The organism is Rhizobium sp. Root483D2 (assembly GCF_001426685.1).
Taxonomy (GTDB): domain Bacteria; phylum Pseudomonadota; class Alphaproteobacteria; order Rhizobiales; family Rhizobiaceae; genus Pararhizobium; species Pararhizobium qamdonense.
This window is the reverse complement of sequence record NZ_LMFB01000042.1, coordinates 292-25,305: the sequence shown is the minus strand read 5'-3', so window position 1 is coordinate 25,305 and position 25,014 is coordinate 292. Positions and strand designations below refer to the sequence as shown.

22 protein-coding genes are annotated in these 25,014 nt (G+C 60.0%); 15 read left to right on the top strand and 7 right to left on the bottom strand.

What is annotated here, in order from left to right; genetic code table 11:
- Positions 1 to 936 precede the first annotated feature (936 nt).
- Positions 937 to 1,956, bottom strand: a complete 1,020-nt coding sequence (locus tag ASD32_RS26550; protein WP_060641046.1) for a LacI family DNA-binding transcriptional regulator — start codon at positions 1,954 to 1,956, stop codon at positions 937 to 939.
- A 294-nt stretch (positions 1,957 to 2,250) separates the two neighbouring features.
- Between ASD32_RS26550 and ASD32_RS26545 the strand changes: the two genes are divergently transcribed.
- The 11 genes from ASD32_RS26545 (at position 2,251) to ASD32_RS26495 (ending at position 14,338) form a co-directional block, all read left to right on the top strand.
- Entirely contained in the window at positions 2,251 to 3,867 is a 1,617-nt protein-coding gene (locus tag ASD32_RS26545; RefSeq protein WP_060641045.1) for an extracellular solute-binding protein, read from the top strand.
- Between the two features lie 79 nt (positions 3,868 to 3,946).
- A complete protein-coding gene (locus tag ASD32_RS26540) occupies positions 3,947 to 4,807 on the top strand; it encodes a carbohydrate ABC transporter permease (protein WP_060641044.1) in 861 nt (286 codons plus the stop codon).
- Entirely contained in the window at positions 4,804 to 5,775 is a 972-nt protein-coding gene (locus ASD32_RS26535; RefSeq protein WP_082546947.1) for a sugar ABC transporter permease, read from the top strand. Before ASD32_RS26540 ends, ASD32_RS26535 begins: the two co-directional genes overlap by 4 nt.
- Positions 5,776 to 5,778: 3 nt before the next feature.
- Entirely contained in the window at positions 5,779 to 6,873 is a 1,095-nt protein-coding gene (locus tag ASD32_RS26530) for an ABC transporter ATP-binding protein (RefSeq protein WP_060641043.1), read from the top strand.
- A gap of 1 nt (position 6,874) precedes the next feature.
- Positions 6,875 to 7,933, top strand: a complete 1,059-nt coding sequence (locus ASD32_RS26525; protein ID WP_060641042.1) for an ABC transporter ATP-binding protein — start codon at positions 6,875 to 6,877, stop codon at positions 7,931 to 7,933.
- A gap of 26 nt (positions 7,934 to 7,959) precedes the next feature.
- Complete coding sequence (locus ASD32_RS26520; RefSeq protein ID WP_060641048.1) at positions 7,960 to 9,054, top strand: Gfo/Idh/MocA family oxidoreductase; 1,095 nt, start codon at positions 7,960 to 7,962, stop codon at positions 9,052 to 9,054.
- A 22-nt stretch (positions 9,055 to 9,076) separates the two neighbouring features.
- The gene (locus ASD32_RS26515; RefSeq protein ID WP_060641041.1) at positions 9,077 to 9,991 is read left to right on the top strand and encodes a sugar phosphate isomerase/epimerase; all 915 of its coding nucleotides are present in this window, start codon (positions 9,077 to 9,079) and stop codon (positions 9,989 to 9,991) included.
- A gap of 78 nt (positions 9,992 to 10,069) precedes the next feature.
- Positions 10,070 to 11,248, top strand: a complete 1,179-nt coding sequence (locus ASD32_RS26510; protein WP_060641040.1) for an aldose 1-epimerase family protein — start codon at positions 10,070 to 10,072, stop codon at positions 11,246 to 11,248.
- Positions 11,248 to 12,045, top strand: coding sequence for an SDR family oxidoreductase (locus ASD32_RS26505; RefSeq protein ID WP_060641039.1), 798 nt, complete (start codon positions 11,248 to 11,250; stop codon positions 12,043 to 12,045). The genes ASD32_RS26510 and ASD32_RS26505 overlap by 1 nt, the downstream gene beginning before the upstream one ends.
- Before the next feature lie 158 nt (positions 12,046 to 12,203).
- Positions 12,204 to 13,295, top strand: coding sequence for a lactonase family protein (locus tag ASD32_RS26500; RefSeq protein ID WP_060641038.1), 1,092 nt, complete (start codon positions 12,204 to 12,206; stop codon positions 13,293 to 13,295).
- 53 nt (positions 13,296 to 13,348) lie between these two features.
- On the top strand, positions 13,349 to 14,338 hold the full coding sequence (locus ASD32_RS26495) for a LacI family DNA-binding transcriptional regulator (RefSeq protein WP_244490289.1): 990 nt from the start codon (positions 13,349 to 13,351) through the stop codon (positions 14,336 to 14,338).
- On the opposite strand, the gene ASD32_RS26490 is transcribed toward ASD32_RS26495, so the two are convergent.
- The 6 genes from ASD32_RS26490 to ASD32_RS26465 all read right to left on the bottom strand — a co-directional run bounded on the left by ASD32_RS26490 (position 14,339) and on the right by ASD32_RS26465 (position 20,253).
- Positions 14,339 to 15,457, bottom strand: coding sequence for a Xaa-Pro peptidase family protein (locus ASD32_RS26490; RefSeq protein WP_060641036.1), 1,119 nt, complete (start codon positions 15,455 to 15,457; stop codon positions 14,339 to 14,341).
- Between the two features lie 10 nt (positions 15,458 to 15,467).
- A complete protein-coding gene (locus ASD32_RS26485) occupies positions 15,468 to 16,424 on the bottom strand; it encodes an ABC transporter permease (protein ID WP_060641035.1) in 957 nt (318 codons plus the stop codon).
- On the bottom strand, positions 16,421 to 17,398 hold the full coding sequence (locus ASD32_RS26480; RefSeq protein ID WP_060641034.1) for an ABC transporter permease: 978 nt from the start codon (positions 17,396 to 17,398) through the stop codon (positions 16,421 to 16,423). The genes ASD32_RS26485 and ASD32_RS26480 overlap by 4 nt, the downstream gene beginning before the upstream one ends.
- Positions 17,395 to 18,156 (bottom strand): ATP-binding cassette domain-containing protein, encoded by a 762-nt coding sequence (locus tag ASD32_RS26475; RefSeq protein WP_060641033.1) that lies wholly within the window; start codon positions 18,154 to 18,156, stop codon positions 17,395 to 17,397. Before ASD32_RS26475 ends, ASD32_RS26480 begins: the two co-directional genes overlap by 4 nt.
- Positions 18,146 to 18,976, bottom strand: a complete 831-nt coding sequence (locus ASD32_RS26470) for an ATP-binding cassette domain-containing protein (RefSeq protein WP_156383380.1) — start codon at positions 18,974 to 18,976, stop codon at positions 18,146 to 18,148. The genes ASD32_RS26475 and ASD32_RS26470 overlap by 11 nt, the downstream gene beginning before the upstream one ends.
- 80 nt (positions 18,977 to 19,056) lie before the next feature.
- Complete coding sequence (locus ASD32_RS26465; RefSeq protein ID WP_060641032.1) at positions 19,057 to 20,253, bottom strand: substrate-binding domain-containing protein; 1,197 nt, start codon at positions 20,251 to 20,253, stop codon at positions 19,057 to 19,059.
- Positions 20,254 to 20,489: 236 nt separating this feature from the next.
- Between ASD32_RS26465 and ASD32_RS26460 the strand changes: the two genes are divergently transcribed.
- From ASD32_RS26460 to ASD32_RS26445, 4 genes are all read left to right on the top strand, one after another.
- Positions 20,490 to 21,683: a CoA transferase gene (locus tag ASD32_RS26460; protein WP_060641031.1), complete on the top strand. Its 1,194-nt coding sequence runs from the start codon at positions 20,490 to 20,492 to the stop codon at positions 21,681 to 21,683.
- A 2-nt stretch (positions 21,684 to 21,685) separates the two neighbouring features.
- Positions 21,686 to 22,834 carry an extracellular solute-binding protein gene (locus tag ASD32_RS26455; RefSeq protein ID WP_060641030.1) on the top strand — a complete coding sequence of 383 codons (1,149 nt, stop codon included), beginning with the start codon at positions 21,686 to 21,688 and terminating at the stop codon, positions 22,832 to 22,834.
- A 9-nt stretch (positions 22,835 to 22,843) separates the two neighbouring features.
- On the top strand, positions 22,844 to 23,614 hold the full coding sequence (locus ASD32_RS26450) for an enoyl-CoA hydratase/isomerase family protein (RefSeq protein WP_060641029.1): 771 nt from the start codon (positions 22,844 to 22,846) through the stop codon (positions 23,612 to 23,614).
- A 102-nt stretch (positions 23,615 to 23,716) separates the two neighbouring features.
- Positions 23,717 to 24,862: a fumarylacetoacetate hydrolase family protein gene (locus tag ASD32_RS26445; protein ID WP_060641028.1), complete on the top strand. Its 1,146-nt coding sequence runs from the start codon at positions 23,717 to 23,719 to the stop codon at positions 24,860 to 24,862.
- Positions 24,863 to 25,014: the final 152 nt, after the last annotated feature.

Below are 25,014 nucleotides of genomic sequence, written 5' to 3'. Positions count from 1 at the left end.
GCTCGTCTACAACGAGGCGTGGGAGCGCGGAATTGCGTGGCAGGAAGCCATTCGAACCGGGGCAGGGATGCTGCCCACACAAGATGCCGAGCTATTCAAGACGGTTCTGATCGAGGGGGCTAGGAAAAACCGGGAAGACATCGAGCTTCCGTTCGGAGAATAGGGTATCCTCTCTCCAGAAGCCAAGTAATTGATTTATTTTGAAGTGGCGAAGACAAATCGGGTGCCGAGAGTTCGAGTCCTATCAAGAGCACTTATCAGCTAATCACGCAGCCATTTCAGAACACTCGATTTCCGCACATATTTCCGAACAGCGAAACTGTCACAGAGCGGCCGCGTTCAACGGCTGACGCTCGAAGTCCGGAAAACCCTCGTTGTTCGAACTTTTTCTGGGCCGACTTAGACGCACCAAGCGCTAAAGACCCGAGAGCATAGGCCGTTGCCTGTGTGATTTTACACCTTCGAGGACGGTTTAGGGTCTCCTCCACAAGCAGCGCGTTGACGAACTGGTCGGGCTGGAGATGGTGTAGCGCTTCGACGCCCAATTCCATCGTGGTCGCAGCTAACGTCTTTGGCCAATGATCAAATTTTTACGGGTTGGCGCAAATAGATGTTGATTTCCACTGAGAGCTGACCCGGCAGAGCTTGATAGAGGGTCAGCTCTCAGTGGAAATCAACACCCAGTTAATCTCAAGCGCCGTCGCTGCGAGCTTGAGTTCGAGCATGCAATTATGTTCTATAATTATGGCCATGCCGTTGGCGTAGCTATTTCAACGACCTTCCCGCTTTTAAAGTATGGGTCGCGAGTTCATATCTCTTGAACTTTGTCCGAGCCAACATTGTGCGCCGATTGCCACCTAGCAATCCATCACCTCCACATTTTGGCGAGCGCAGTGATTTGCCGGATTTGGAGGTGGCGTCAGCTGGCTTCTCTGCCTAAAATTCGGGTATGTTTTCTCGGAAGATAACCTGCAGCCGTGGGGGATGGTAATCAACCTTTCCTCCCAGAACTGCGGTCTTGAGCATGGTAAGCGCTTCTCGTGCTTCCACCCGTGGGTTCTGGTCGATGACGGCGTCCATCGTGCCGTCGAGCAGAAAACGCTTGGTGCTTTCAGTCACCTCATGACCCACAAAGATAACGGACTGGGCAAGACCTGCTTCCTGCAGGGCTTGCCCGATGCCGGCATTGCCGGCGCCGATATTGTAGATGCCCGACAGGTCGGGATGCCGCTTCAGCAGCGACACGGTTTCCTCGAAAGCCCGCTGCCGATCGTCGCGGATTTCCCGAAGCTCGACGATCTCCAGATTGTGGAAATCTTCCGCAATGACATGGCGAAATCCCATCTCCCGTTCTTCATGGCCCCGGTAGGATAGTGAGCCCGCAAACAGCGCGATCTTGCGTTTCTCTCCGCGACTCAACAGTCTCCCGAGCAGATAACCGGCCAGCCGTCCGGCGGCGCGGTTGTCGATGCCGATATATCCAAGCCTCGGAACATGCAGAATATCTGAAACCAGTGTGACGATGGGGGCACCGGAGGCTGCCAGTCTGCGCATGGCCTCCCGTACCGTTGGATGATCCAGCGCAATGACGCCAACCCCTTGCGTGGTCGCAATCAGGGCATCGAGCTGCCTTGCCAGGCTGTCGGGATTGAAGCCTTCGATCGAATGCACGTGAACATCGATGTCGTCTTGAAGCTCACCCTGTTTGACGATCTGCTGAAGAAGATTGGCGATGAAAGTATTGGTGCCTGCTGGCAACACGAAGTCCAGCCGCAGCACCGTGCCGTTGGCTTCCTGCGTCCCGTCTGGTTCGGACGCATAGCCCAGCTTACGCGCAGTTTCGAGCACGGCCTTTCGGGTGCGCTCGCGCACGCCGTCACGATTGTTGAGGACCCTGTCTACCGTTGCCGGAGAAACCCCGGCTTCCCGTGCAATGTCCATCAAAGTCGAGCGCAAAATCTTTCCTTTCGAGAAATGATGGAAAATGATGTATTTCGACCGGCGTCAAATACAAGGCCCCAAACGGTATTTACTCCGCTTTATCCTCATAAACTCCATCGCGGTTTTACAAGAAATCCATCATAATACGTCATTCTGGCAGTCTTCCCAGCCTATCGACAAAGAAAAGCTTAAGCGGCTCCCATTGAAGATGTAATATGATGTATTATGATGTTGACATCGATCATTTGCGACGTCATTACTCCTCAAGTTGACAGGTGTGGAGGCCAGTCAGCTTGGGAGGAGAAACCAATGAGCGACATCTTTACGGTCTCGCGCCGCGGCTTGCTGGCCGCTGGTGCAAAAACCTTTGCATTGACGGCTGCAGTCGGTATTGCGCCGCAAATAATTCGGCCCGGCCGAGCATTTGCGGCCGATGCCCTGGCGCCGGGAATGGTCGGAGGGCCGACCGGATTTGATGGTGCCGAGCGTTATCAATACGGCCCTGAAACACCCGAGGGCCGTGCCATAGAAGCGGCGAAGGCGCTGAAGGCGGCCGGCAAGGCGCCGGAGCGGATCGTGCTGGGCCTTTCCGATGGATCGATCGGCCAGTTGACCCAGCCTTTCCCGGCCGGTGCGCCCTCAATCAAAGATCTTTGGGAAAAGGAAACCGGTATCAAGCTTGATATCGTAGGTGTTCCCAACGGCCAGGAATTCACCAAAACGATGCAGGATATCTCCACCAAAGGCGGAGCCTTCGACATCTACGCGGTTGAATGGAACCGCCTGGGCGATCTCGCCGAAACCGCCGGCATCATCAAGCTTGACGAATATGTCGCGGCTCACAAGCCGGAATGGGACGATCCCGAGCGTGGTTACGTGAACGGTGCCAAGGGCGTCTCGCTGCTGAACCAGTATCGCGGCTCCACCTACGGGGTCTCGCTCGATGGCGATTTTCAGACCTGGAATTACCGTACCGACCTCTTCAATGACGAAGCCGAGAAGAAGGCTTTCGCCGATAAGTACGGTTATGCGCTTGCGCCGCCGCGCACCTGGAAGGAGCATTCCGATATCGCGGCCTTCTTCCATCGCCCGGACAAGGGCCTGTTCGGCTCCACCGACTTGCGCAATCAGGGCTGGGGCTATACCAACTGGTATCAGCGTTTCGTGTCCATGGGCTCGCCCAACCAATTCCTATTCGGTGACGATGGTAAGCCGCTGATCAATTCCGACGCCGGCTATCTGGCGACACAGGAATATGTCGATAGTCTCAGCCATCATTCGCCGGATGCGATTTCCTGGGGCTGGCCTGAGCAATACGGCAACTTCGCCGGCGGTGGTGCCGCGATGACCTGCGCCTTCTCGAATCTGCCGAAGTTTCTCGACAACAAGGCGAACGAAGGCTCAAACGTCACCGGCAAGATAGGTTCGATGCTGTCGCCCGGCCGCGAAGTCGATGGTAAGCTTGTGAGCCGTTCGGTGCTCTGGCTGAACCTTTCGGCCTGCGTTTCGGCCCAGAGCAAAAACCCGGAGGCGTGCTATCTCCTGCTGCAATGGCTGGGTTCGAGCCGCATCTATTCCTGGATGACGGCGAACCCCGGCGGATATTTCGATCCGTTCCAGCTCGCGAATTTCTCTGACCCCTTGGTGCGGCAGACTTACCACGATTACCACATGGACGTCGTCCGTGAGACCGTTGCCCGCACGGTGCCGACCATCAACTATCCCGGCGCGACGGCATTCCACAATGCGCTGGACGAAAACCTGATGGCGGCGCTGACCAAGTCGAAAACGCCGGAGCAGGCCATGGCGGATACAGAACGCCAGTGGCAGCGCATCGCGCGGCGAACCGGCGAAGAAAAGCTGCTTGAAGCCATCAAGACGAACAAGCAAGCCTGGCCGACGGTGCTCGATCCGCTGGCGGGTTGACGCGCGCCGCTGACATGATTGCCGGGCGCAGATCCCGCCCGGCAATCATCCCGTTTTCGAGAATGAAGTTTTTCCTGTCATGAAGCGCTCATTACCCTTTGAGGTTTTCCGTTACGCCGCCATCCTCCTGGCGCTCGCCGTGACGCTCGTCCCGACGCTCTGGATGGCCTCGATGGCCTTCAAGCCGATCGCTGAATGGTCTGCCACCGGCGCCGATCTGACCTGGTGGCCAAAAGCCCCCACGCTCGACAATTTCCGCTTTATCTTGGGTACATCCACCTCCGACCTCATCGTCGCGCTCGACCGCACCGCCGGCAAGCCGATCCTGGCGTCGCTGCTCTCGGCCGTTTTTGGCACGCTGATCGCTATGACGGCGGGCACGGCCGGCGCCTATGGCTTGTCGCGCTTCGGCTCGGGGCAAAACCTGCCGCTGGCGCTGATCCAGCTCCGACTGTTTCCGCCGATGGCGGTGATGATCCCGGTGATGATCATGTGGGCTTTCTTCGGTCTTGTCGATACGTGGTGGGGGCTCGCCCTGATCTATGGCATCGTCACCCTGCCGTTCGCCTTCTGGCTGATGAAGACGTTCTTTGATGATATGCCGCGCGAAATCGAGGATGCGGCTCTGGTCGAGGGCTGCTCGCGCATGCGCGTCTTCATCAAGATCACGCTGCCGATGATGCGTCCGGCGCTTGCAAGCTCCGCCCTCTTCGTGTTCATCCTCAACTGGTCGGACTATCTCATCGCCCTGCTTTTGACGACGCGCGAATGGGTGACGATCCCGGTCTATATGGCATCGCTGTCATCCTCGATGACCGGCCAGCTTTACGGCGCCAAGGCCGCGCTTGGCCTGATCGCAGCCGTGCCCCCCGTCATCATGGGTATCGCCATCCAGAAGCATCTGGTTCGCGGCCTTACCTTTGGAGCGCTCAAGCAATGAGCAGCTTTGCAACCGAGGAGAAGCGCTCCGTGCCTGGCGATCTCACCCCATCCGACACGCGCACCGAGGATGCCCGTATTGAAGACGGTGGCCGCCGTCTCGGCTTTTTGTTGACGCTGCCGGCGCAGCTTCTCGTGCTGTTCATCGCGGTCTTCCCGCTGCTGATGCAGCTCTATATCAGCCTCACCGACTGGTCGCCGCTCGATGGTACCGGCTGGTGGCAGGCCTATGAGGTGTGGAACGGTTTTGCCAACTATACCGACCTTGCCATCGATAGCCGCTTCTGGGATGCGCTCGGCCGGACAGCGCTCGTCATGCTGATCTGCGTGCCGGTCGAATTCCTGCTGGGTCTTGGGCTTGCGATCCTGTTCATGGACAATTTCGCCGGCAAGCGGGTGTTCTATTCGATCATGCTGATCCCGATGATGGTCGTGCCTGCCGTCGCCGGCTACATGTTCTTCATGCTGTTCCAATCGGGTGGCCCGGTCAACGACATCATCTCGACGCTGATCGGCCGGCCCTTCGTGCTCGCCTGGCTCTCGAGCCCCGGAACCGCACTGGCGGCGGTTATGATCGCCGATATCTGGCAATGGACGCCGCTGATGTTCCTTATCCTGCTCGCCGGCCTCGTTGGCGTGCCGGAAGACCAGATGCGCGCGGCGACCTTGCTGGGCGCCAGCTGGTGGCAGCGATTTTATACGATCGCGCTGCCGAAGATGAAGACGATCATGATCATCGCCCTGTCGATCCGCATCATCGAGAACTTCAAGATCTTCGATACTCTCTTCATCATGACCGGGGGCGGGCCGGGCGTCGCGACCGAAACAATCTCCGTCTACATCTACAAGGTGACGCAGCAGGATTTGATCTGGGGCTACGTTGCGGCGATCGCGCTGGTCATTCTCGTGGTTCTGTCCATCGTCGTATCGCTTGCCATCAGTCGCATGAATGCCGTGAAGGAGGCCTGAGCCATGACTGCGATCCACCTTCAAAATCTGGTGAAACGCTTTGGCGCTTTCACCGCGCTGAAGACCATGGACCTCGAAATCCGCGATGGCGAATTCATGGCGCTGCTGGGGCCATCCGGCTGCGGCAAATCGACAACCATGAACATGATCGCCGGCATGGAAAGCCCGAGCGAAGGCCGCATAACCTTCGATGGCGCCGATATGAACGGCATCGCCATGGGCAAGCGCGGCGTGGGTTTCGTGTTCCAGAATTACGCGATCTTCACTCACATGAATGTCTACGACAATCTTGCCTACGGGCTAAAGGTGCGCGGCACGCCGGCAAGCGAGCTGGATCGGCGGGTTAAGGCGATGGCCGATTTCCTTCAGCTGACACAGATGCTCGACAAGCCATCGGCCAAACTCTCGGTCAACATCCTGCAGCGGTTGGCGATCGGCCGTTCGGCGATCGTCGAACCGGCGATCTTCCTGCTCGACGAGCCGCTCTCCAATGTCGATGCCGCATTCCGTGCGGTTATGCGCACGGAGCTGAAACATCTCCAGCGCCAGTTCAAGCAGACTATGGTCTATGTCACCCACGATCAGCTGGAAGCGATGACCATGGCGGACCGTATTGCCGTCATGGACCATGGCGTGCTGCAGCAGGTCGGCACGCCGCTTGAGGTTTATAATGATCCCGTCAATCGCTTTGTCGCCGATTTTATCGGCTCGCCGGGCATGAACCTTTTGAGCGGCACGCTTGCCGAGAGCGACCGCGGCATGGTCGTCGATCTGGACGTCCTTGGTATCACCTCCCCACTGGAGCCCGCGCTCTCAGCCGCCGCCCGCGCGCAACCGGCAAGAGATGTGGTCTACGGCTTCCGGCCGGAACGCGTCGTGCTGGCGGCATCGGCGTCGGGTCTGTCCCTGCCGGTAACCTTCGTGGAGCGCATCGGCGCGCGGACGGTGGTTCATTTCGGCGATGGCGACAGGCGGGTGAAGGCAGTCTTCGATAATGATATCGCCATTCGCACCGGCGAGACCGTCCATCTTGCCATCGAACCGGGAGCCGCGCGTCTGTTCGATGCGGCAACCGGCAATGCGATCCGGGGAGCGTGATATGGCTGGCATTTCCTTCCGCAACGTCACCAAGCGCTTCGGCAAGACAATCGCGTTGAAAAACGCGAGCTTCGACATCCAGCCCGGTGAATTCTTCTGCTTCTTCGGCCCGCCATTGTCGGGAAAATCGACGGTCCTGAAGCTGATCCTCGGTCTGGAAACGCCGGATGAAGGCGAAATCCTGATCGGCGGCAGGCCCGTCAACAGCGTCTCGCCGGCCGATCGCAACGTGGCGATGGTGTTTCAGAACCTGGCGCTCTTTCCGCATATGACGGCGGGGGAGAATGTGCGCTTCCCGCTCACCGAGCGGAAGATTCCGGAAGACAAGATCCGGGCGCGCGTCGAAGCGGTATCCGCCAAACTGCATATTGCCCATCTGCTGCACAAGCCGCCGGCACAGCTTTCCGGCGGCGAGCGGCAGCGGGTGGCGATTGCCCGCGCCCTCGTGCGCGATCCGGTCGCCTATCTGATGGATGATCCGATCTCGGCGCTCGATGCCCGGTTGCGCGAAGAGACGCGTGTCGAACTCAAGCGCATCCAGCGCGACCTCGGCCAGACCCTGATCTACATCACCCACGATCAGGAAGAGGCGATGTCCGTCGCCGATCGCATTGCCATCATGGAGCACGGCGAAATCCGCCAGATCGGGGCACCGGGCGAGATCTACGATACGCCCGTCAGCCGATACGTCGCGCTGCTTCTGGGTGCGCCGATGATGAACATCATGTCTGCCGTTCGTGGCGACGGGATAAAGGCTGCCGATGGCACGATCACGCTGCCGATCGACGCCGTTCCGGCGGATGTCTCGGAAATCGGCGTCCGCCCGGAGGATCTGAAGGTCGAGCCATGGAGTGCGGCGCATGCGGGACGTGCAGCCAAGGTCTATGAAGTCGAACCGCTCGGCGGCTATACGGTCGTGACTGTCGATACTGGCGCGGACAAGCTTAAGGCGCTGATGCGCGGGCAGCCGGATATTCGCATCGACAGCGCCGTGGCGCTCAGTTGCAATCCGGCGAGAGCCCATTTCTTCAATCAGGCGGGGGAGGCGCTCGGCCTGTGAACGAACATATCAAACGGGAGGTCATTATGAGCGAAGCCAAGGGTTTTGCGCCGGATCCGCAGGTGCGGGTTCGGGATGTCAGGATCGGCTGCATCGGTGCCGGCATGATCATGGCGGAGTGCCATCTGGCGGCCTACAAGGAAGCGGGCTTCCCGGTCGTCGCCATCGCGTCGCGCACGCGGGAAAAGGCTGCGGCCGTTGCAGAGCGCTGGGATATTCCGACGGTGCATGACACGCCGGATTCGCTGATCAACGATCCGAACATCGAAATCCTCGATATCGCCTTTCCCCCGGACCGGCAGCCTGCGCTCATTCGCAAGGCGCTGGCCCAGCCGCACATCAAGGGTATCCTGGCGCAGAAGCCGCTTGCTCTGACGCTGGACGAAGCGATCGAACTGCGGGACGCCGCCGCCAAGGCCGGCAAGGTTCTCTCCGTCAATCAGAACATGCGCTACGACCAATCCATGCGCGTGCTGAAGCAGATCCTCGACGGAGCAGAGCTGGGTACGCCCATTCTCGCCACCATCGAGATGCGGGCGATCCCCCATTGGCAGGCGTTTCTTGAGGACTACGACCGGCTGACGCTTTCCAACATGAGCGTGCATCATCTCGACGTGCTGCGCTTCCTGTTCGGCGATCCCGATACGATCACGACGCTGACGCGCAAGGATCCGCGCACCACGTTCGAGCACAAGGACGGCATTACCGTTTCGACGCTCAGTTTCCCGGACGGCGTAATGGCCGTTTCGATGGAAGACGTGTGGTCAGGCCCGCGGGAAGAGGGGTTCGACGGCGACATCTATATCAAGTGGCGCGTCGAAGGCACCGACGGCGTGGCCCAGGGCACGATCGGCTGGCCGGACGGCTCGCCGTCTACGCTCACTTACGCCTCCAAAAAGACGACAGGCGGCAAGTGGGTTTCGCCGACATGGGAAACGATGTGGTTCCCGCATGCCTTCATCGGCGTGATGGAGCAGCTGCAATATGCCGTGAAGACCGGCGAGGCGCCAGCGCTTTCGGTTGCTGACAACGTCAAGACCGTGGCGTTGATCGAAGCCGGCTACAAGTCGATTGCCGAGGGCCGGACGGTCAGGCTTTCCGAAATTTCGATCCATTCATGAAAAACGAGGGAGGATTCTCATCATGATGCAAACCGGTATTTTCACGGGTTATTTCCCGTATGCGCTGGAGGAAACGGCGCGAAAGATCCGTGCGCTCGATTTCAACACGGTGCAGCTCGATATGCACTTCAAGGACATCGATCTCTCGGCGGGCCAGATCACTAAGGATAAGTGCGTGAAGATCCGCGAGACCTTTCGCGATCACAACCTGCCGATCTCCTGCGTTTCCGGCTACACCAACATCATTCACCCGGACAAGGCCGAGCGAGATCGCCGCGTCGGCTACCTCAAGGAAATCATCAAACACGCCCAGTATTTGGGCACGCCCTATGTGATCTCGGAGACTGGCACGTACAACACGGAATCGGACTGGGTCCATCACCCCAAAAACAAGACCGAGGAAGGCTTCGAAGAATGCCGCAAGGTCATCGCCGACCTGTCGCAATATGCCTATGATCACGGCGCGGTCTTCCTTCTCGAAACCTACGTCAACAACGTTGTCGGTTCGGTCGAGGAAACGGTGAAGATGTTTGCGCAGGTCGATCATCCGGGCCTCGGCCTGCTGATGGACCCGACCAACTACTTCGAGACCCACAACATCGATCGCATGGATCAGATCCTGAACCAAGTCTTCGATACGCTGTCCGACAAGATCAAGATCGGCCATGCCAAGGATGTGAAGCGTTCGGGTGACGACAAGTCGGAAAAGCATGCCGACATCGGCGATTCCGATGCGCTCGAAAGCCATACGTTCCGTGGCGTCGGTGAAATCGAACTGCCGGCGCCCGGTCTCGGCTCGCTGAACTACGATCTCTATCTCAAGCGTCTGGCGCAGAAGCATCCGAACATTCCGATGATCATCGAACATCTGGATGAGAGCGATGTGCCGCGCGCCAAGAAGTTCCTCGATGGAAAGCTGCGGGCGCAGGGCCTTTGATGACATCGCGGCCGGGCTGGCCCCGGCCGCTCCTCAGACAGCATGGCCTGCCTTCGGCAGGTGAGAAGGAACACGACGATGGTTGAACTTTACGGGGAAGCGAAGTCGCGGCGCGACCTCGCCGCCAGTGCAGGATCGTTTTCGCAATTTGCCGGCGTCCGGCTGATGACGCTCGGTGACGGGCTGGAGCGCGGCATCCGCCTGCTTGAGTTCAGAAGCGGCACGGGGCTGCGCTTCACCGTGCTGGTGGATCGCGCACTCGACATCGCGGACTGTGAGTATCGGGGCATGGCGATCGGCTGGCATTCTCCGTCCGGCTTCCGCCACCCCGGGCTTAGCGAGTACGAAGGCGAGGGCGGTCTCGGCTGGATGCGGTCTTTCTCGGGCCTGATGATCACCTGCGGCCTCGATCATATCCTCTTCATGTATGACGAGCAGGCCGATCATTATAATTACAAGCCGAAGGAAACCGTCCGCCACTCGATCCACGGCCGTATCGGCACCATTCCGGGCAAGCTCAATGGTTACGGGGAACGGTGGGATGGAGACGAGTGTTATCTCTGGTGCGAAGGCACGGTCACACAGGGCACGGTTTTCGGCGAACATCTGGAATTGAAACGCCGCATCGAGGTCAAGGTCGGCACCAATGACATCCTTCTCTCGGACAGGGTGGTCAATCGCGGCTTTTACCGCACGCCCCACATGTATTGCTATCATATCAATGTCGGGCATCCGGTTCTGAGCGAAGGGTCGCGGTATCTCGCGCCGCTCCGCGATGTCGTCTGGGCCGCCCATGCGGGTGACGATTACCGCAGGCAGGATGTCGGCTACCGCACCATGCCTGCGCCGCAACTCGGCTTTCACGAGCAGGTTTGGCAACATGAGATGGCGTCCGACGCGAATGGCGAGGTTCCCGTCGCGCTCGTCAACGACCGTCTGGGGCTAGGCTTCGAAGTGGTGACGCGCAAGGACCAGTTCCCCTGCATGTTCGAGTGGCAGAACCTACAGGCTGGGCAATATGCGCTCGGCATCGAGCCTTCGACCAACCATGTCCTCGGTCACGGCGCGGCGCGCGATCGCGGCGAGCTGATCTGGCTGGAACACGGTGAGGAGCGCCGCTACGAAACCACCTTGCGTATTCTCGGCGATGCCGCTGCCATTGCGGCAAGCGAAGCGCGGATCACGGCGATCGCGCGGCAGCCGAGCGAAGACTATCCGGCCCCGTCCGGCAATCACGTTGCGCTGGGGGGACGCTGATGAACGTTCAGATAACTGCCGTTGCAGAAGAAGGAAAATCCGCGATGTCCGTTGCCGGCAAAGTTATTCTCTATACCGGTGCCGCCGGCGGTCTCGGCATCGAGACGACGCTCGCGTTTCTGAGGGCTGGCGCCAGGGTGGTGGCGATCGATAACGACCCGGCGAAGAATGCCACGCTCGAAGCCGCGGCATTCGCCGAGGGCTTGAACGGGCTTGGTCTGAAGGCGCTTGATCTGTCGGATCTCGCCACGCTGCGCAGTTCGCTGGAAGGTCTCGCAAAGGAAGTCGGCGGATTCGACGTGGTTATCAACAATGCCGCGATCTATCCGTCCAAACCGTTCGAAGACTATTCGATCGAGGAAATGCAGCGTGTCCAGCGCATCAATGTCGATGCGGGGATCGTCTGTGTGCAAGTCGCCTTGCCGTATATGCGTCAAAAAGGCTGGGGGCGCATCATCAACATCGCAAGCGTCACTGCCTTCGGCGGCTGGGCAAATCTTTCGCCTTACGTCCAGTCCAAAGGGGCGCTCATCGGTCTCGCCCGCGCCTGGGCGCGCGAGTTCGGGGCCTATGGTATTACCGTCAATGCCGTCGCGCCCGGCGCATTCCCGACGGATGCGGAAAAGATCCATCCCGATCCCGAAGGTTATACACGCTTCGTGCTCGATCATCAGGCGATCAAGCGTCGCGGCAGCGCCGCCGACATCGCTAACGCACTGATGTTTCTGGCATCGGACGCGGCGGGTTTCATCACCGGCCAGACGCTCAATGTCGATGGCGGCTGGGTTATGAACTGAGCATGTCTCCTGAAAGTGCACAGCGGTTTCGGGAAAAAGACATGCGCAAACAAATACCTATAGCACGTCGCGTGAATCCCGAATCACTCGATGTGCTATAGCCTCATCACTGCGAATGTGCCATTCGTCCGTCTCATTCGCCAACAGGGGAGTTCTGGGTGGCTCAGCAGGTCTATCTCGCCGTCGGTTCGCTCAACAGGGAAGCGCCGTATTTTCAGGGCGCACGCGGCGAAGGGCTGACCATATTCGCGTTCGACGAAACAACGCTCGAATGCGAACGCCTCACTGCCACGAACAGCGTCGACAACCCAACTTTCCTCGCGGTCGATGCTGCTGATGGTGTGGTCTATGCCAATTCCGAAGTTTTCGGCTGGCACGAAGGCACAGTGAGTGCCTTCCGGTTTTCCCAAGAGACGAACACGCTCTCCTATCTCAACAAGCAGCCGACCCTCGGCAGCATTGCCGCCCACAACATCGTCACGCGCGACCGGCGTTTCGTGCTGGTCGCCAATTATGCGATGGGCTCGGGCGGTCCGGACAAATCGATCGCCGTGTTTCCAATCCTTGCCGATGGCGCTCTTGGCCCTGCCGTCGCATCGCTGCGGCTAGATGGCGAACCTGGCCCGGTCGCGGACCGGCAGGAGCGTCCACATGCGCATATGGTCACGGAGACCGCCGAAGGCGGCAGCGTTCTCATACCGGATCTCGGTCTGGACCGTGTCGCGGAATACAGGCTGGAAGAGGATGGCAGCTTGTCGTTCGTATCGGACGTCGCGCTTCCCGCCGGCGCAGGCCCTCGGCACATAGCGCAGCATGCAAACGGGCGTTTCGTCTATATCTCGAACGAACTTGGTTCGAGCGTCTCCTTCATCTCAAGGAAACCCGGCGCGCTGGCGGTAGAGCAAACACTGTCGACTGTCCTCCCCGGCGTCGAATCCCACGCTGCGGATATCCATCTATCCTCTGATGGCCGTTTTCTCTACTGTTCCAACAGAGGTGACGATAGCATCGCCTGCTTCATCGTGGATCAGGAGACTGGTATGCTGACCCTTCAGGAGATCGTCCCATCCGGCGGCGCAACGCCGCGAAACTTCGCGCTGTCTCCCAGTGGCCGACATCTGCTGGTCGCAAACCAGAATGGCGATGCGATCGTCATCTTCAGGCGCGATGAAAAAACGGGTGCGCTCACCGACAGCGGCAAGCGTATCGAAATCGGCACCCCCGTCTGCGTGAGGCCCTTTATCCTGTGACGGACGAGAAGCACTCTCCGCGAAAAGGCCGTCGCAAGGGTGGCGGGGTGACGATGGCGGATGTCGCGGCGGCTGCGGGCGTCTCCATGCAGACGGTTTCGCGGGCGTTGCGTTTTCCCGACACCGTGACGGCCGAAAACCGCAAGACGATCGATGATGCGATCCGGAAAACGCACTACGTCCACAATCTCGCGGCAAGCCATCTGGCATCGCATAAGAGCAATACGGTTGCCGCAGTCATCCCGACACTTTCGGCTTCGGTGTTTGCCGAGACCATTCAGCACTTTTCAGACGTGCTGCATCGGGAGGGCTACCAGATCTTCTTTGGAAATACCGACTACCAGCCGGATCGGGAAGAAGCGGTTATCCGCAGCCTGCTCGGCCGGCGGCCGGATGGTCTGTTTGTTATAGGCGCACATCACACGCGCGCGAGCATCGCCCTGTTGAAACGTGCCGGGATCCCCATTGTCGAAGGCTGGGACATGACGGACAAGCCGATCGACCGGCTCGTCGGTTTCTCGAACGCTGCGGCCATTGCGGAAATGGCCACTCACCTCGCACGTTCCGGCAGGACGAACATTGTTTTCGCCGGTGTTTTGCGCAAGGGCGATAGCCGTGCGGCCGAGCGGCGGGACGGTTTTGCCTCCGCTATGCAGGAGCTTTTCCCGGGCAAGACGCCGCGCATCGTGGTTTCACGCGATCTGCCGCTGACCATGGCCTCTGGCGCCGACGTGCTGCGCAAGGCGCTTGCCCGGTATCCGGAGGCGGATGCAGTGATGTTTTCGTCCGATATCATCGCTTCGGGCGCTTTGCAGGAAAGCATCCGCATCGGGCTCAAAGTCCCGCAACGGCTGGCGATCACCGGCTTCGGCGATTTCGAACTTGCCCGCCACCTGATCCCGTCTCTGACGACGGTGGCGGTACCCTCAGCCGAAATCGGCCGCGAAGCCGGGCGCCTGCTGCTGGAGGGCATGCGGGGCATCCAATCCGAGCAGACACTGATCGACATGGGCTTCAAGCTGATGATCCGCGATAGCGGCTGATCAGGTTTCAAAGACCGGCCGATGCTCGAAATCTGTCAGGATTTCACAGCCTGTGGCGGTCACATGCAGCATATATTCCAGCCTCACACCGCCGACATTCGGGTCGAAAGCCGTCGGCTCGACCATGATCACCATGTCTTCCTTCAGCGTCTCGCGCTCGTGACCGACGATGCGCGGCCATTCGTGTACGCCGGTGCCGATTGAGTGGCCGGAATGATGCGCATAGCCGTAACCATTACGGATGATGACAGATTGAAGCACGGCATCAAAATCACCGATGATTAGGCCGGGCCGAACCGTCTCGATCGCCAGATCTAATGCAGAACGGGCGGTCGAAAACAACTTTGCGAAGCTCTCGGACGGTTGCCCGATCATGGCTGAGGCACAACTGTCGCCCCAGTAGCCGGCCACACGCGGCGCCAGATCGCAGATGACCGGGTCGCCTGCCTCGATGACCCGGTTGTCTGGCCAGCCCATGAAGCGGGACGTGCGCTCCCGCCCGGAGATCAGATCGCCGGTCACCGGCAGGCGCGCGCCCGCACGGGTTTCCATCGCCAGACGGATGGCCGTAAAGACTTCAAGCTCGCGCATGCCGGCACGGGTGCTGGCGAGAAACGCCTTTTGCCCGGCCGATGCCGTCAGGGCTGCCTCGCGCAGCAGGCCGATTTCGGTTGCGGTCTTGATGGCCCGTTGCCGGCGAAAGGCGGGTTCGATCGGAAGCGTGACGCTTCCGTCGAGCAGACCGGCGATCGAGGCGGGCAAAGCGTGCCGTTCGACGGCAATGCGTCCACCTACGCCGAGACGGGCAAAGAGCACCTTCGCTTCCGTCAGGTAATTCTCGAAGATATCGGTCGGCTCCTGATACGAGAAGCCGGTGTAGGTGACGATCGTTTCCGCCCAGCTTGCCGTGTCCGTCTCAAGGTTGGTGACGAGCAGCGCGGTTTCGCCATTCTTGCCGACAACGCCGAGGCTGGGGCCACCGGCAAAGGGCGAAGGCCCAGCCTCAATACCGCAGACATGGCCAAGCGCGTATGCGATACCGTCCGGGCTGGTGAAGAGCCCCCAGTCGGCTCCCGATTCCTGGATGGCGGCAATGGTTTTTGCGAGCCTTTCCTCCACGGGTCTCTCCTCAGATCAGGTTGCGGATATGCTGATCGCGGCCATAGGCGGCCACGAGAGCCAGGATCAGAAGACCAAGCGCCGACTGGACGAGCGCTTCGGAAAGGCCGAGGCCGATCAGTAGCGTGCGCAACTCCACCAGCACGATGGCGCCCGCGACGGTACCGGGGAAACCGCCGCGTCCGCCGATCAACGCCGTGCCGCCGATCACGACCGCCGAGACCGTCTGGAAGAGATAAGGCGTGCCGACGGTGGCGCTGGAGGAGCCGGTGAAACCGAGAAGCAAAATCCCGGCGATTGCCGCAAACACCGCACTGAGGGCGAAAGTCGTCATCCACATGGCGACGGGCCGTACGAGGGCGAGTTCTGCGGCTTTCAGATTGGAGCCCAGAGCATAGAGGCGGCGGCCATAAACCGTTCGATGCAACACGAAAAAGCAGCCAAGCGTCAGCACCATTGTAAAGGGGATGAGCCAAGGGAAGGGCAATGGCCCGATCGTGCCGCCCAGCGACACGAACTCGTTGACGAAGGGCGGAGCCGAACCGGTCGGCAGGCCGCGCGTCCACATCTGAACGCCGGCCTGAACCACGGTGCCGACACCGAGTGTAACGATCAGAGGGTGGATCGACAAGGCCGCCGACAAGCCACCGGAAATGGCGCCGATGCAGGCGGCAAGCACGATCACGATCAGCAACGCTACGAGAGCCGGCGTGCCGCTGCCGTAAAGGCTGGCGAAGACGACATTGGCGAAGCCGATAACGAACGGGATCGACAGGTCGATACCGCCAAGGATCATGACCAGTGTCTGGCCGAGCGCGGCAATGGCGAGAAGCGACGCCAGAATGAGCATGGCGCGGACGGAAAACACGCTGCCGAAACCGGGAATGATCAACGTGCCGAGCACAAAAACCAGAGCCACGCCAAGGAAGGCGATCAGGGCGCGATTGGATGTCAGGGAGGTTTTCATCGGCTTTCCATCCAGATCTGGAACCGCTGCTTGAGCTTTTCGGAGTTGAGGCACACAGCAAGCACGAGCACGATACCGTAGGCTGCCTGCAGCACGAACGTGGAGACGTTGAACGATGTCAGCATGTTCTGCAGCAGGAAGATATCCGCCGCGCCGATAAAGGCCGCCGCTAGTCCACCAACGCCGCCGGCGAGGCTGACGCCACCCAGAGCCGCAGCCGCAACAGCAATCAGCGTATAGCCCGGCCCGATATTGGGATCTCCCGAACCGATCAGTGCCGTCAGCGCCAAGGCCGCCATGCCGGCAATCAGGCCACCGAAGACATAGGAAAGGAAACGCACCGCCGGCACATTGACGCCGGCCGTGTAGGCTGCCCGGTCATCGCTCCCGACCGCCATCAGAAGGTCATAGAGCGGCAGGCGCTTGAACAGGAGCCAGGCGATAATGATCAGGCCGACGGGAATGAGGGACAGCGGCCCCGCAAAGTCCGCGAGCCACGCGGGCACGCTGCCGGAGGGCGAGGGCAGGATCGACAGGGCAAGACCGCTATAGATCAGATAGGTCGCCAACGTTGCCACGATCGGCTGGATGCGCAGGACGGCCGCGAGAAGCCCGTTGATAATGCCCGAGGCAATCCCCAGCAGTAAGGCGGCAGGGATTACGATCCATGGAGATGAAATGCCGGCATCGCCGATGATCACCTTGATTATGATCACGTTGATAAGCCCCATCAAGGGGCCGACCGAGACATCGATCGAGCCGCGCCCGGCCAGAAAGGGCAGGGTGGTTGCAAGTGTCGCCAGCAGTAGAGGGGCTGCAAGTCCGAGGACCGTCAGCCAGTTGCCGGGCGAGAAACGCACGGGATTCAAAAAGACGTTGACCACGAGGAGCACGACGAACAGGATCGCGGCAAGCCGCGTTTCCCTTCTCGCCCAGAAGGCCGGTTTGCGAAAGGTCTTCGGGTGGGCACTCATGGGTGGCCTCCTTCCTGCCCGAACATGGCGGCCATAACCCGGTCCATCGTCATCGATGAGCGATCAAGCACGGTGCTGCATTCGAAATCCCGGAAGATCGAAACGGTGTGGCAGAGCTGCAGGATTTCCTCGATTTCGCTTGAGAGGATGACGAGGGCGATACCGCTTTCTGAGGCCAGCGTGCGAAATGCTTCGTAGAACTTGAGGCGCGTATTGAGATCCACACCTCGGGTAGGGTCGTTCAACAGCATGACGCGCGGTTTCAGGGCCAGCAGCCGGGCGAGAAGAACTTTCTGCTGATTGCCGCCGCTCAGCGCCGAAATGGGAGCATCGACCGAGGGGTAACGGATCGACAGGAAGTCGGTATAGGACGCAAGCTCCTGCTTCAGGCGTTTGCGGTCGAGAATGCCGGCAAAGGAAAACCGTGGCATGGAGGGGATCGCGAAATTGTCGAGCACGGAGAGCACCGGAAAGATGCCGGTGGCCCGCCGGTCTCGCGGCAGATAGACGACGCCGTTGCGCGCTGCCTCGTAGTGGTCCTTGTACTTGGCTGGACCCGCGGTGCCGCCTTCGACGGTGACCGAGCTATCGCGCCAGCGGCCGAGCCCCGCCAGGGCCAGCAGAAACTGTTCCTGACCATGACCTTCGAGGCCTGCGACACCGGCGATTTCTCCCGCGCGGATAGTGCCGGATAGCGGCTTCCTGCCGGGAGCGAGCACGAGATTATCGTAGCGCAGCACAATGTTCTTATCCGGCATGTAGTGCGGCCTCCGGAGCCATGAGTTTGAGGAGGCGCTGGGCAGTGATGTCGTCGCGTTCGAGCGTCTCGATAACTTTTCCGCTGCGAAGGACCGTTACGCGGTTCGACAGGCGACGGACCTCTTCGAGGCGATGGGAAATGAAGATGACGATGTTGCCGGCGCCGGCATAATCCTCGATGGCATCGAAAACGAGGTCGCGGTCGGCATAGTCCAGCGCCGCCGTCGCCTCATCGAGCAGCAGGATCGACGGCAGGCGCAAAAACGCCCGCGCCAAAACGACAAGCTGCTGGCTCGCAAGCGGCAATTCACCGGCGGCTGCGTAAAGCGGAATGGGAAAGCGGGAAATCTGCGCCAGCAGAGCGTCGGCAAGAGCCGCACGCTTCGCCTTCGGAATACGCCAGCTCAGAGGGCCGTCGTAGCCCAGAAATATGTTTTCCAGCACGGTGCGTTGCGGCGCAATCAGCACCTCCTGGAACACGGTGGAAAGACCGAGATCGTGCATGTCGCGCGGGCTGCGGGGTGAGACCGCTCGATCGTTCAGGAGCACACTACCCTTGGTCTGCGTCACCACGCCGGAGAGGATTTTCAACATGGTGCTTTTGCCGGAGCCGTTTTCACCGAGGATGGTGTGAATTCCCGGGCGGAAATCGACGGAGGCATCGCTTAAAGCAAGTGTTTCTCCGTACCGCTTGGTCAGGCCAACGGTCTTCAGTCCGACCGGCTCTTTCCGGAACGGAGGAACTGCGCCGCCGTTTTCCATCACGACGCGGTGGATGCACGACGGGCCAGCCGTCTTTTCATCCTGCGTCTTTGTCATCTCATGCATTCATTTCAGCCTTCTGGCAGGCACCTCGATTGATAAACCGCTGCCGATTGTCGGCAGCGGTTGTCTCCGGCTTACTTGGTGCAGGATGCCGGTACCTTGGAGAAGTCGTAAAGCGGAGTTGCTTCGCCGTTCGAGAAATAAGCGCTGAGCAATTCTTCCGGGAACGGGTCTTGTGGCGGGATCGGGAAGATCGCGGCAGAGTCCGGCTTCATGCAGTCCTTGTACCACGTCGGCAGATCGGCTTGCGTGATCGTCGGCATCGGCGCGATGATCGTGTTGACGATCGGCTTCTGGCCGCTGACGACGCGAAGGGCAACGCGGAAGGCGTTCTGTGCGGCGACATGAGGCGAAACCTCGCCGCCGTAGAAGTTGAACGCATCCTGGTTCTCGTGCCAGTAGCCCAGCGCATCACCCGAGATGGACGCTGCGATCAGCGGCAGAGGCCTGCCCGCCTGCTGAAAAGCCTCTGCAATGAAGCGGGCTTCCGAGCCGGTGGACCATACGGCATCGATCTGCTGTGGTGTCGTGGCGAGCGCCTGAAGAACAACCGATTTCGTCGTGGTGCCTGTCCATTCGCCGCTGACCTTGCGGGCGATCGTCAGGTTGCCGCTTTCGGCAACAGCCTTCTCCAGTCCCGCATTTTCCTGCTGTACCAGCGGATGGCCGGAGATGCCTTCGACCTGCAGGATGGTGCCGCCGTTCGGCAATGCCTGCGCGATACCCTTGCCCATCTGGTAGCCCCAGAGGTTCTGGTTGTGCATCACGTTGATGGCGGTCGGTGTTGTGACCGCGCCAGCCGACGTAATGACCGGGATGCCAGCCTTATAGGCGTCATCGATGACGGCATTGAGCGCCGTCGACGAGCCGGCGATGGTGGTGATGACCGAGCAACCCTTTTCGATAAACGAGCGGATCTGCGAGATCTGCTGGGTGGTATCGCCATTCGAGTCCGAAACGATGAATTCCGAGACGTCGCCGGCTTCCTTGGCACCGTTGACGAGACGGGCGAGTTCGTCGTTGAAGGTCACGCGCCACGGATTACCCATATAGGATTCCGAATGGCACCAGCGCCATGGCTTGGCCGGCGCCTTGAAGTCTGCAAATTGCGCAGCGCCCACATCGACAGCATCCGTATAAAGGGCGCGCGCATTCTCCGGCAGCGCCTGGAGCGCGTCGGAGCGGGCGTCTGCATAGGCCGGAAACGCTGCCGATGAAAGCAGGGCAGCCGCAAGCAGGGTCAGGCCGAGGCCCGATTCGAGTCTGTTCATGATTTTCTCCTCCGCGGCCTCCCGTGCCGCTATGGTTTACCAGTGAATTTCTTATTCATCGATTTTGTCGTGGTCAACGTAAAAGTTAGCGCTAATCCATAAATAGAATAAATCACACCATGCGGCTTTATTATAGCGCAATGCAGCAATAAAATAGTTAGCGCTAACTCTGGACAGACCGAATTTTGTCGATATGTTCGCGGCCAACGTGAACGGACATTCGAAGGACGATTTCTATGGGTATCTTGTCGGGTATCAGGGTGCTGGATTGCTCAATTGCCATGGCCGGCCCCTTTGCAGCCCAAAGGCTCGGGGATCTCGGCGCAGACGTGATCAAGGTCGAGCCGACAACCGGGGAATGGCAGCGCCATGTCGCTGCCGGCGGTGCCACAGGCAATCGGGTGAACGTCTCCTTCCTCTCGCTGAACCGCAACAAGCGCTCGCTTGCCGTCGATCTGAAGTCCGAGGCTGGCAAGCAAGTCCTGCTCGATCTGGTGAAATCGGCCGATGTCTTCCTTCAGAATTACCGCCCCGGCGTCGCAAAACGTCTCGGTGTCGATTACGAAAGTCTCTCAAAGATCAATCCGCGCCTGATCTATGTGTCCATGTCCGGCTATGGCGAGGATGGCCCGTATGTAAATCGCCCGGGACAGGATCTCGTGCTGCAGGGCCTCTCCGGCGCCATGCTATCGGCGGGACGTGAGGGCGAGGCGCCAACGGCTGCGGGCCAGTATCTGGTCGACGCGATCACGGCATACACCGCCTTCGAGGGTGCACTGGCGGCCCTGTTTCACCGCGAGCGCACCGGGGAGGGTCAGCTCGTGCAGGTCAACATGCTGGACGCGATCACCACGATCCAGATGCAGGAACTTTCGGTCTTTACCGTCGGCAAGAAGCCGCAGCAGCGCTCCGCCGAGCCGCATGCCCATGTCTATATCCGCGCGCCCTACGGGGCTTTCGCAACCAGCGACGGCTTCATCATTGTCGCCTTCCCGAAGCTGAAGACGCTCGGCGAGGTCATCGGCGAAGACAGCTTCCTGACGATGGACGACGAGATCGATACCTGGAAACGGCGCGATGAAATCTTCGCCAAGACCCGCGACAGGCTGAAGGTCAAGACATCGGCGGAATGGCTGGAGTTGCTGCGGGCGGCCGATATCTGGTGCGGCCCGGTCTATGGCTATGCTGACCTCGTCGAAGACGAGCAGGTGAAGCACAACGGCACCTTCGTCGAATACGAGCACCCGACGGAAGGCAAGGTGAAGACCCCCGGTTTCCCGATCAAGTTCTCAAAGACGCCCTCCACGGTCGAGCGCGGTGCGCCTATCACCGGCCAGCATACGGAAGAAGTGTTGCGGGAAGCGGGTTACGACGAAGCGACGATTTCATCGCTGATCGCCACTGGGGCCATCGCCAAGGGAAGTCTCTGATCATGACGACGATCAAGGCGCTGACCTGGGACCATCCGCGCGGTTACAACGCGCTTGCCGCCGCCGCAAGGCGCGAGGATGTACTCGCCGCCGGTCTCGATATCCAGTGGGACAAGCAGGCGCTCGAAGGTTTCGAATCCCATCCGATCGCGGATCTGTGTGCCCGCTACGACCTCGTCGTGCTGGATCATCCGCATATCGGCGAAGCCGTCGGCGGCGATTGCCTGCGCTCGCTCGAAAGCGTGTTCGGCGCGGATGTCTTGCAGGCGCTCAGTGCCGACAGCATTGGGCCTTCGCTATCGAGCTATCGTTACGCCGGAAAACATTGGGCGCTTCCGCTCGATGCCGCGACCCAGGTCATGGCGCTGCGCGCCGATCATCTCGAGGATGGCGCACCGGAAACCTGGGATGCCGTGCTCGATGTCTCGCGCAAAAGCGGCAAAGTTGCGCTGTCGCTCGCCGGGCCGCATGCGGCGCTGAGCTTCCTGTCGATCGCGGCTGCGTTCGGCGAACCACCGGCCGAGGCCGATCCGGACGTGCTGGTTTCCGCAGACAACGGCCGGGCTGTCTATGCGCTCATGGCCGAGCTTGCATCCCATAGCCCGCGTTCGGTCCTCGCCAAAAACCCGATCGGTATTCTCGGGCATATGGCGCAGGAAGCCGATGTCGTTCTCTGCCCGCTCGTCTACGGCTACGTGAACTATGCGGCACCGGCGGAAGGGCATGCCATCACGTTCGCAAATGCGCCACGCCGCATCGGAGGCGGTCGTCCGGGCTCGACGCTTGGCGGAACCGGGATCGGCATCTCCAAACGTTGCGAACCGACGCCGGAACTGAAGGCGCATCTGCTCTGGCTGATGGGCCGCGAGGCGCAGATCGGGTTCATTCCCGCCCATGAGGGGCAGCCATCCCGCCGCGAAGCCTGGCACGATGCTGGCGTGAACGCCCGCTGGGGCAGCTTTTACGCAAACACCGCCGACACTCTGGAGCAGGCGTATGTGCGCCCGCGCCACGATGGCTACATCGTCTTTCAGGGCAAAGCGTCTGCGCTTTTGCGTGAGGCATTCGAAACCCGCGCCGATGCGTCCAGCGTGCTGAGCCGCCTGCAGGACCTCTATCAGGCCCACCGTCGGGCCGGCGAAGAGCGATAGGAGAAGATGATGACGGAAGAGATCACCTTCGAGGTGGATGGCGCGATCGCGACGATCACCTTGAACCGCCCCGGCAAGCTCAATGCCGTGACGCCGGAAATGGCCGATGCCATCGTGAAGGCGGTCAAGGAGTGCAACGACAGCGATACGATCCGCTGCGTCATTCTGACGGGAGCAGGGGAGCGCGCGTTTTGTGCAGGCTCCGACATTCGTGAACTCGATACCTATGAGACGCCATGGCAGTTTCGCAATCGTCCGGACTATTGCGATGCGATCCATGCTTTGCTGAAGCCGACGATCGCCGCCGTGAACGGCTATGCTTTTGGTGGCGGACTTGAAACGGCCATGGCCTGCGATATCCGCATCGCCTCTGAAAACGCGCAGTTCGCGGCCCCGGAGATCAAGCTCGGCTGGATCGGCGGCGGTGGCATGGCAGCGGGGCTTGCCCATTCCATCGGCATGTCGAATGCCGCGATAATGATCATGACCGGGGATCCAATCTCTGCGGAAAAGGCGCTTCACTGGGGCCTCGTCAGCGAGGTCGTCGGTATTGAGAAGCTTCTGCCCCGCGCGCGCGCCATCGCCGAAACGATTGCTGCCCGAGCGCCGATTGCAGCCGAAACCGCCAAGCTCAACCTAAAAGCCGCCGTCTCGATGCCGCACGACAAGGCCGTCGAATACGAACGGGATCTCCAGACGATCTGCTTTGCGACGGCGGATGCGAGGGAGGGTCGCCAGGCCTTCAAGGAAAAGCGTCCACCAGTCTTCCTTCGACGTTAGGGGTGAGCATGACAGCAAGGAACAACCTGTGGGTACGCTCGACCGCCAAGACATGACCCAAGACAAGATACTGATAACGGCTTTCAGGGAGAATTGATAAAGATGAGCGGAATTTCGAGTTTTGAGACGGGGACCTTCGTTGGAAGGGCATGGTCGGTGGAGGCAAAAGGCCCGGTCGTGGTCACGATCCGCGGTGGCCGTGTCTATGACATTACCTCCCAGGAAAACGCGACGATTCGTGACCTGCTCGAGCGCGAAAATCCCGCGTTCTTCGTCCGCGGCGTTAAAGGTGCGGAGATTGGTTCGCTCGAAGAGATGCTGGCCATCCGCGAAGCAGACCTTTCCCAATCGCATCTTCTTGCTCCCATCGATCTTCAGGCTATCAAAGCTTGTGGCGTCACCTTCGCCCGGTCGATGATCGAGCGCGTGATCGAAGAACGCGCCGCAGGAAGTCCGGAGCGGGCTGCGGAAATCCGGGGAAAGGTCTCCCAGATCATTGGTGCGAGCCTTCGTGACCTGAAAGCGGGTTCCGAGGCCGCCCAGAAGGTCAAGGCAGCGCTGATCGAGGAGGGATTGTGGTCGCAGTACCTTGAAGTCGGTATCGGCCCTGATGCTGAGGTCTTCACGAAGTCCCAGGTGATGTCCTCGGTCGGCGTCGGGGCTGCAGTGGGACTTCACCCCATTTCGAAATGGAACAATCCCGAGCCAGAGATCGTGCTTGCGGTTGACAGCCAAGGCCAGGTGAAGGGCGCGACGCTCGGCAACGATGTCAATCTTCGCGACGTGGAGGGACGATCCGCGCTTCTACTGGGCAAAGCCAAGGACAACAATGCATCCTGCTCGATCGGCCCCTTCATCCGTCTGTTCGACGAGACGTATTCGATCGATGACGTTCGTAACGCAGAACTCGACCTCGTCGTCGAGGGCGAGGATGGGTTCGTGTTGCGCGGCAAGAGCTCGATGAAGGAAATCAGCCGCGATCCTCTCGATCTGGTGGCGCAGACGCGTGGCCGGCATCATCAATATCCGGACGGCTTCGTGCTTTTCCTGGGCACGCTTTTCGCCCCGGTTGAAGACCGCAATGCTCCTGGGCAGGGGTTCACGCATAAGGTGGGTGATGTGGTAACGATCTCGAACGGCCAGTTAGGAGTTCTCGTCAATCGGGTGAGACTTTCCACCGACTGCCCGCCTTGGGTCTTCGGAGCATCACATCTGATGCGAAACTTAGCGACTCGTAAGTTGATTTAAATTTTTCGATGTAGGAATGGTTGTAAGCCAGTGACGTGGCCTCTGCCGCAGCCAAGAAATTCTGACGCAATGCTCAGTGAAGTTCCATAAATATGCTTACGCCGAAAACCGATGTATCCGCAAAGTTGAAGTGTCCTGTTTCTGCAAAGTTA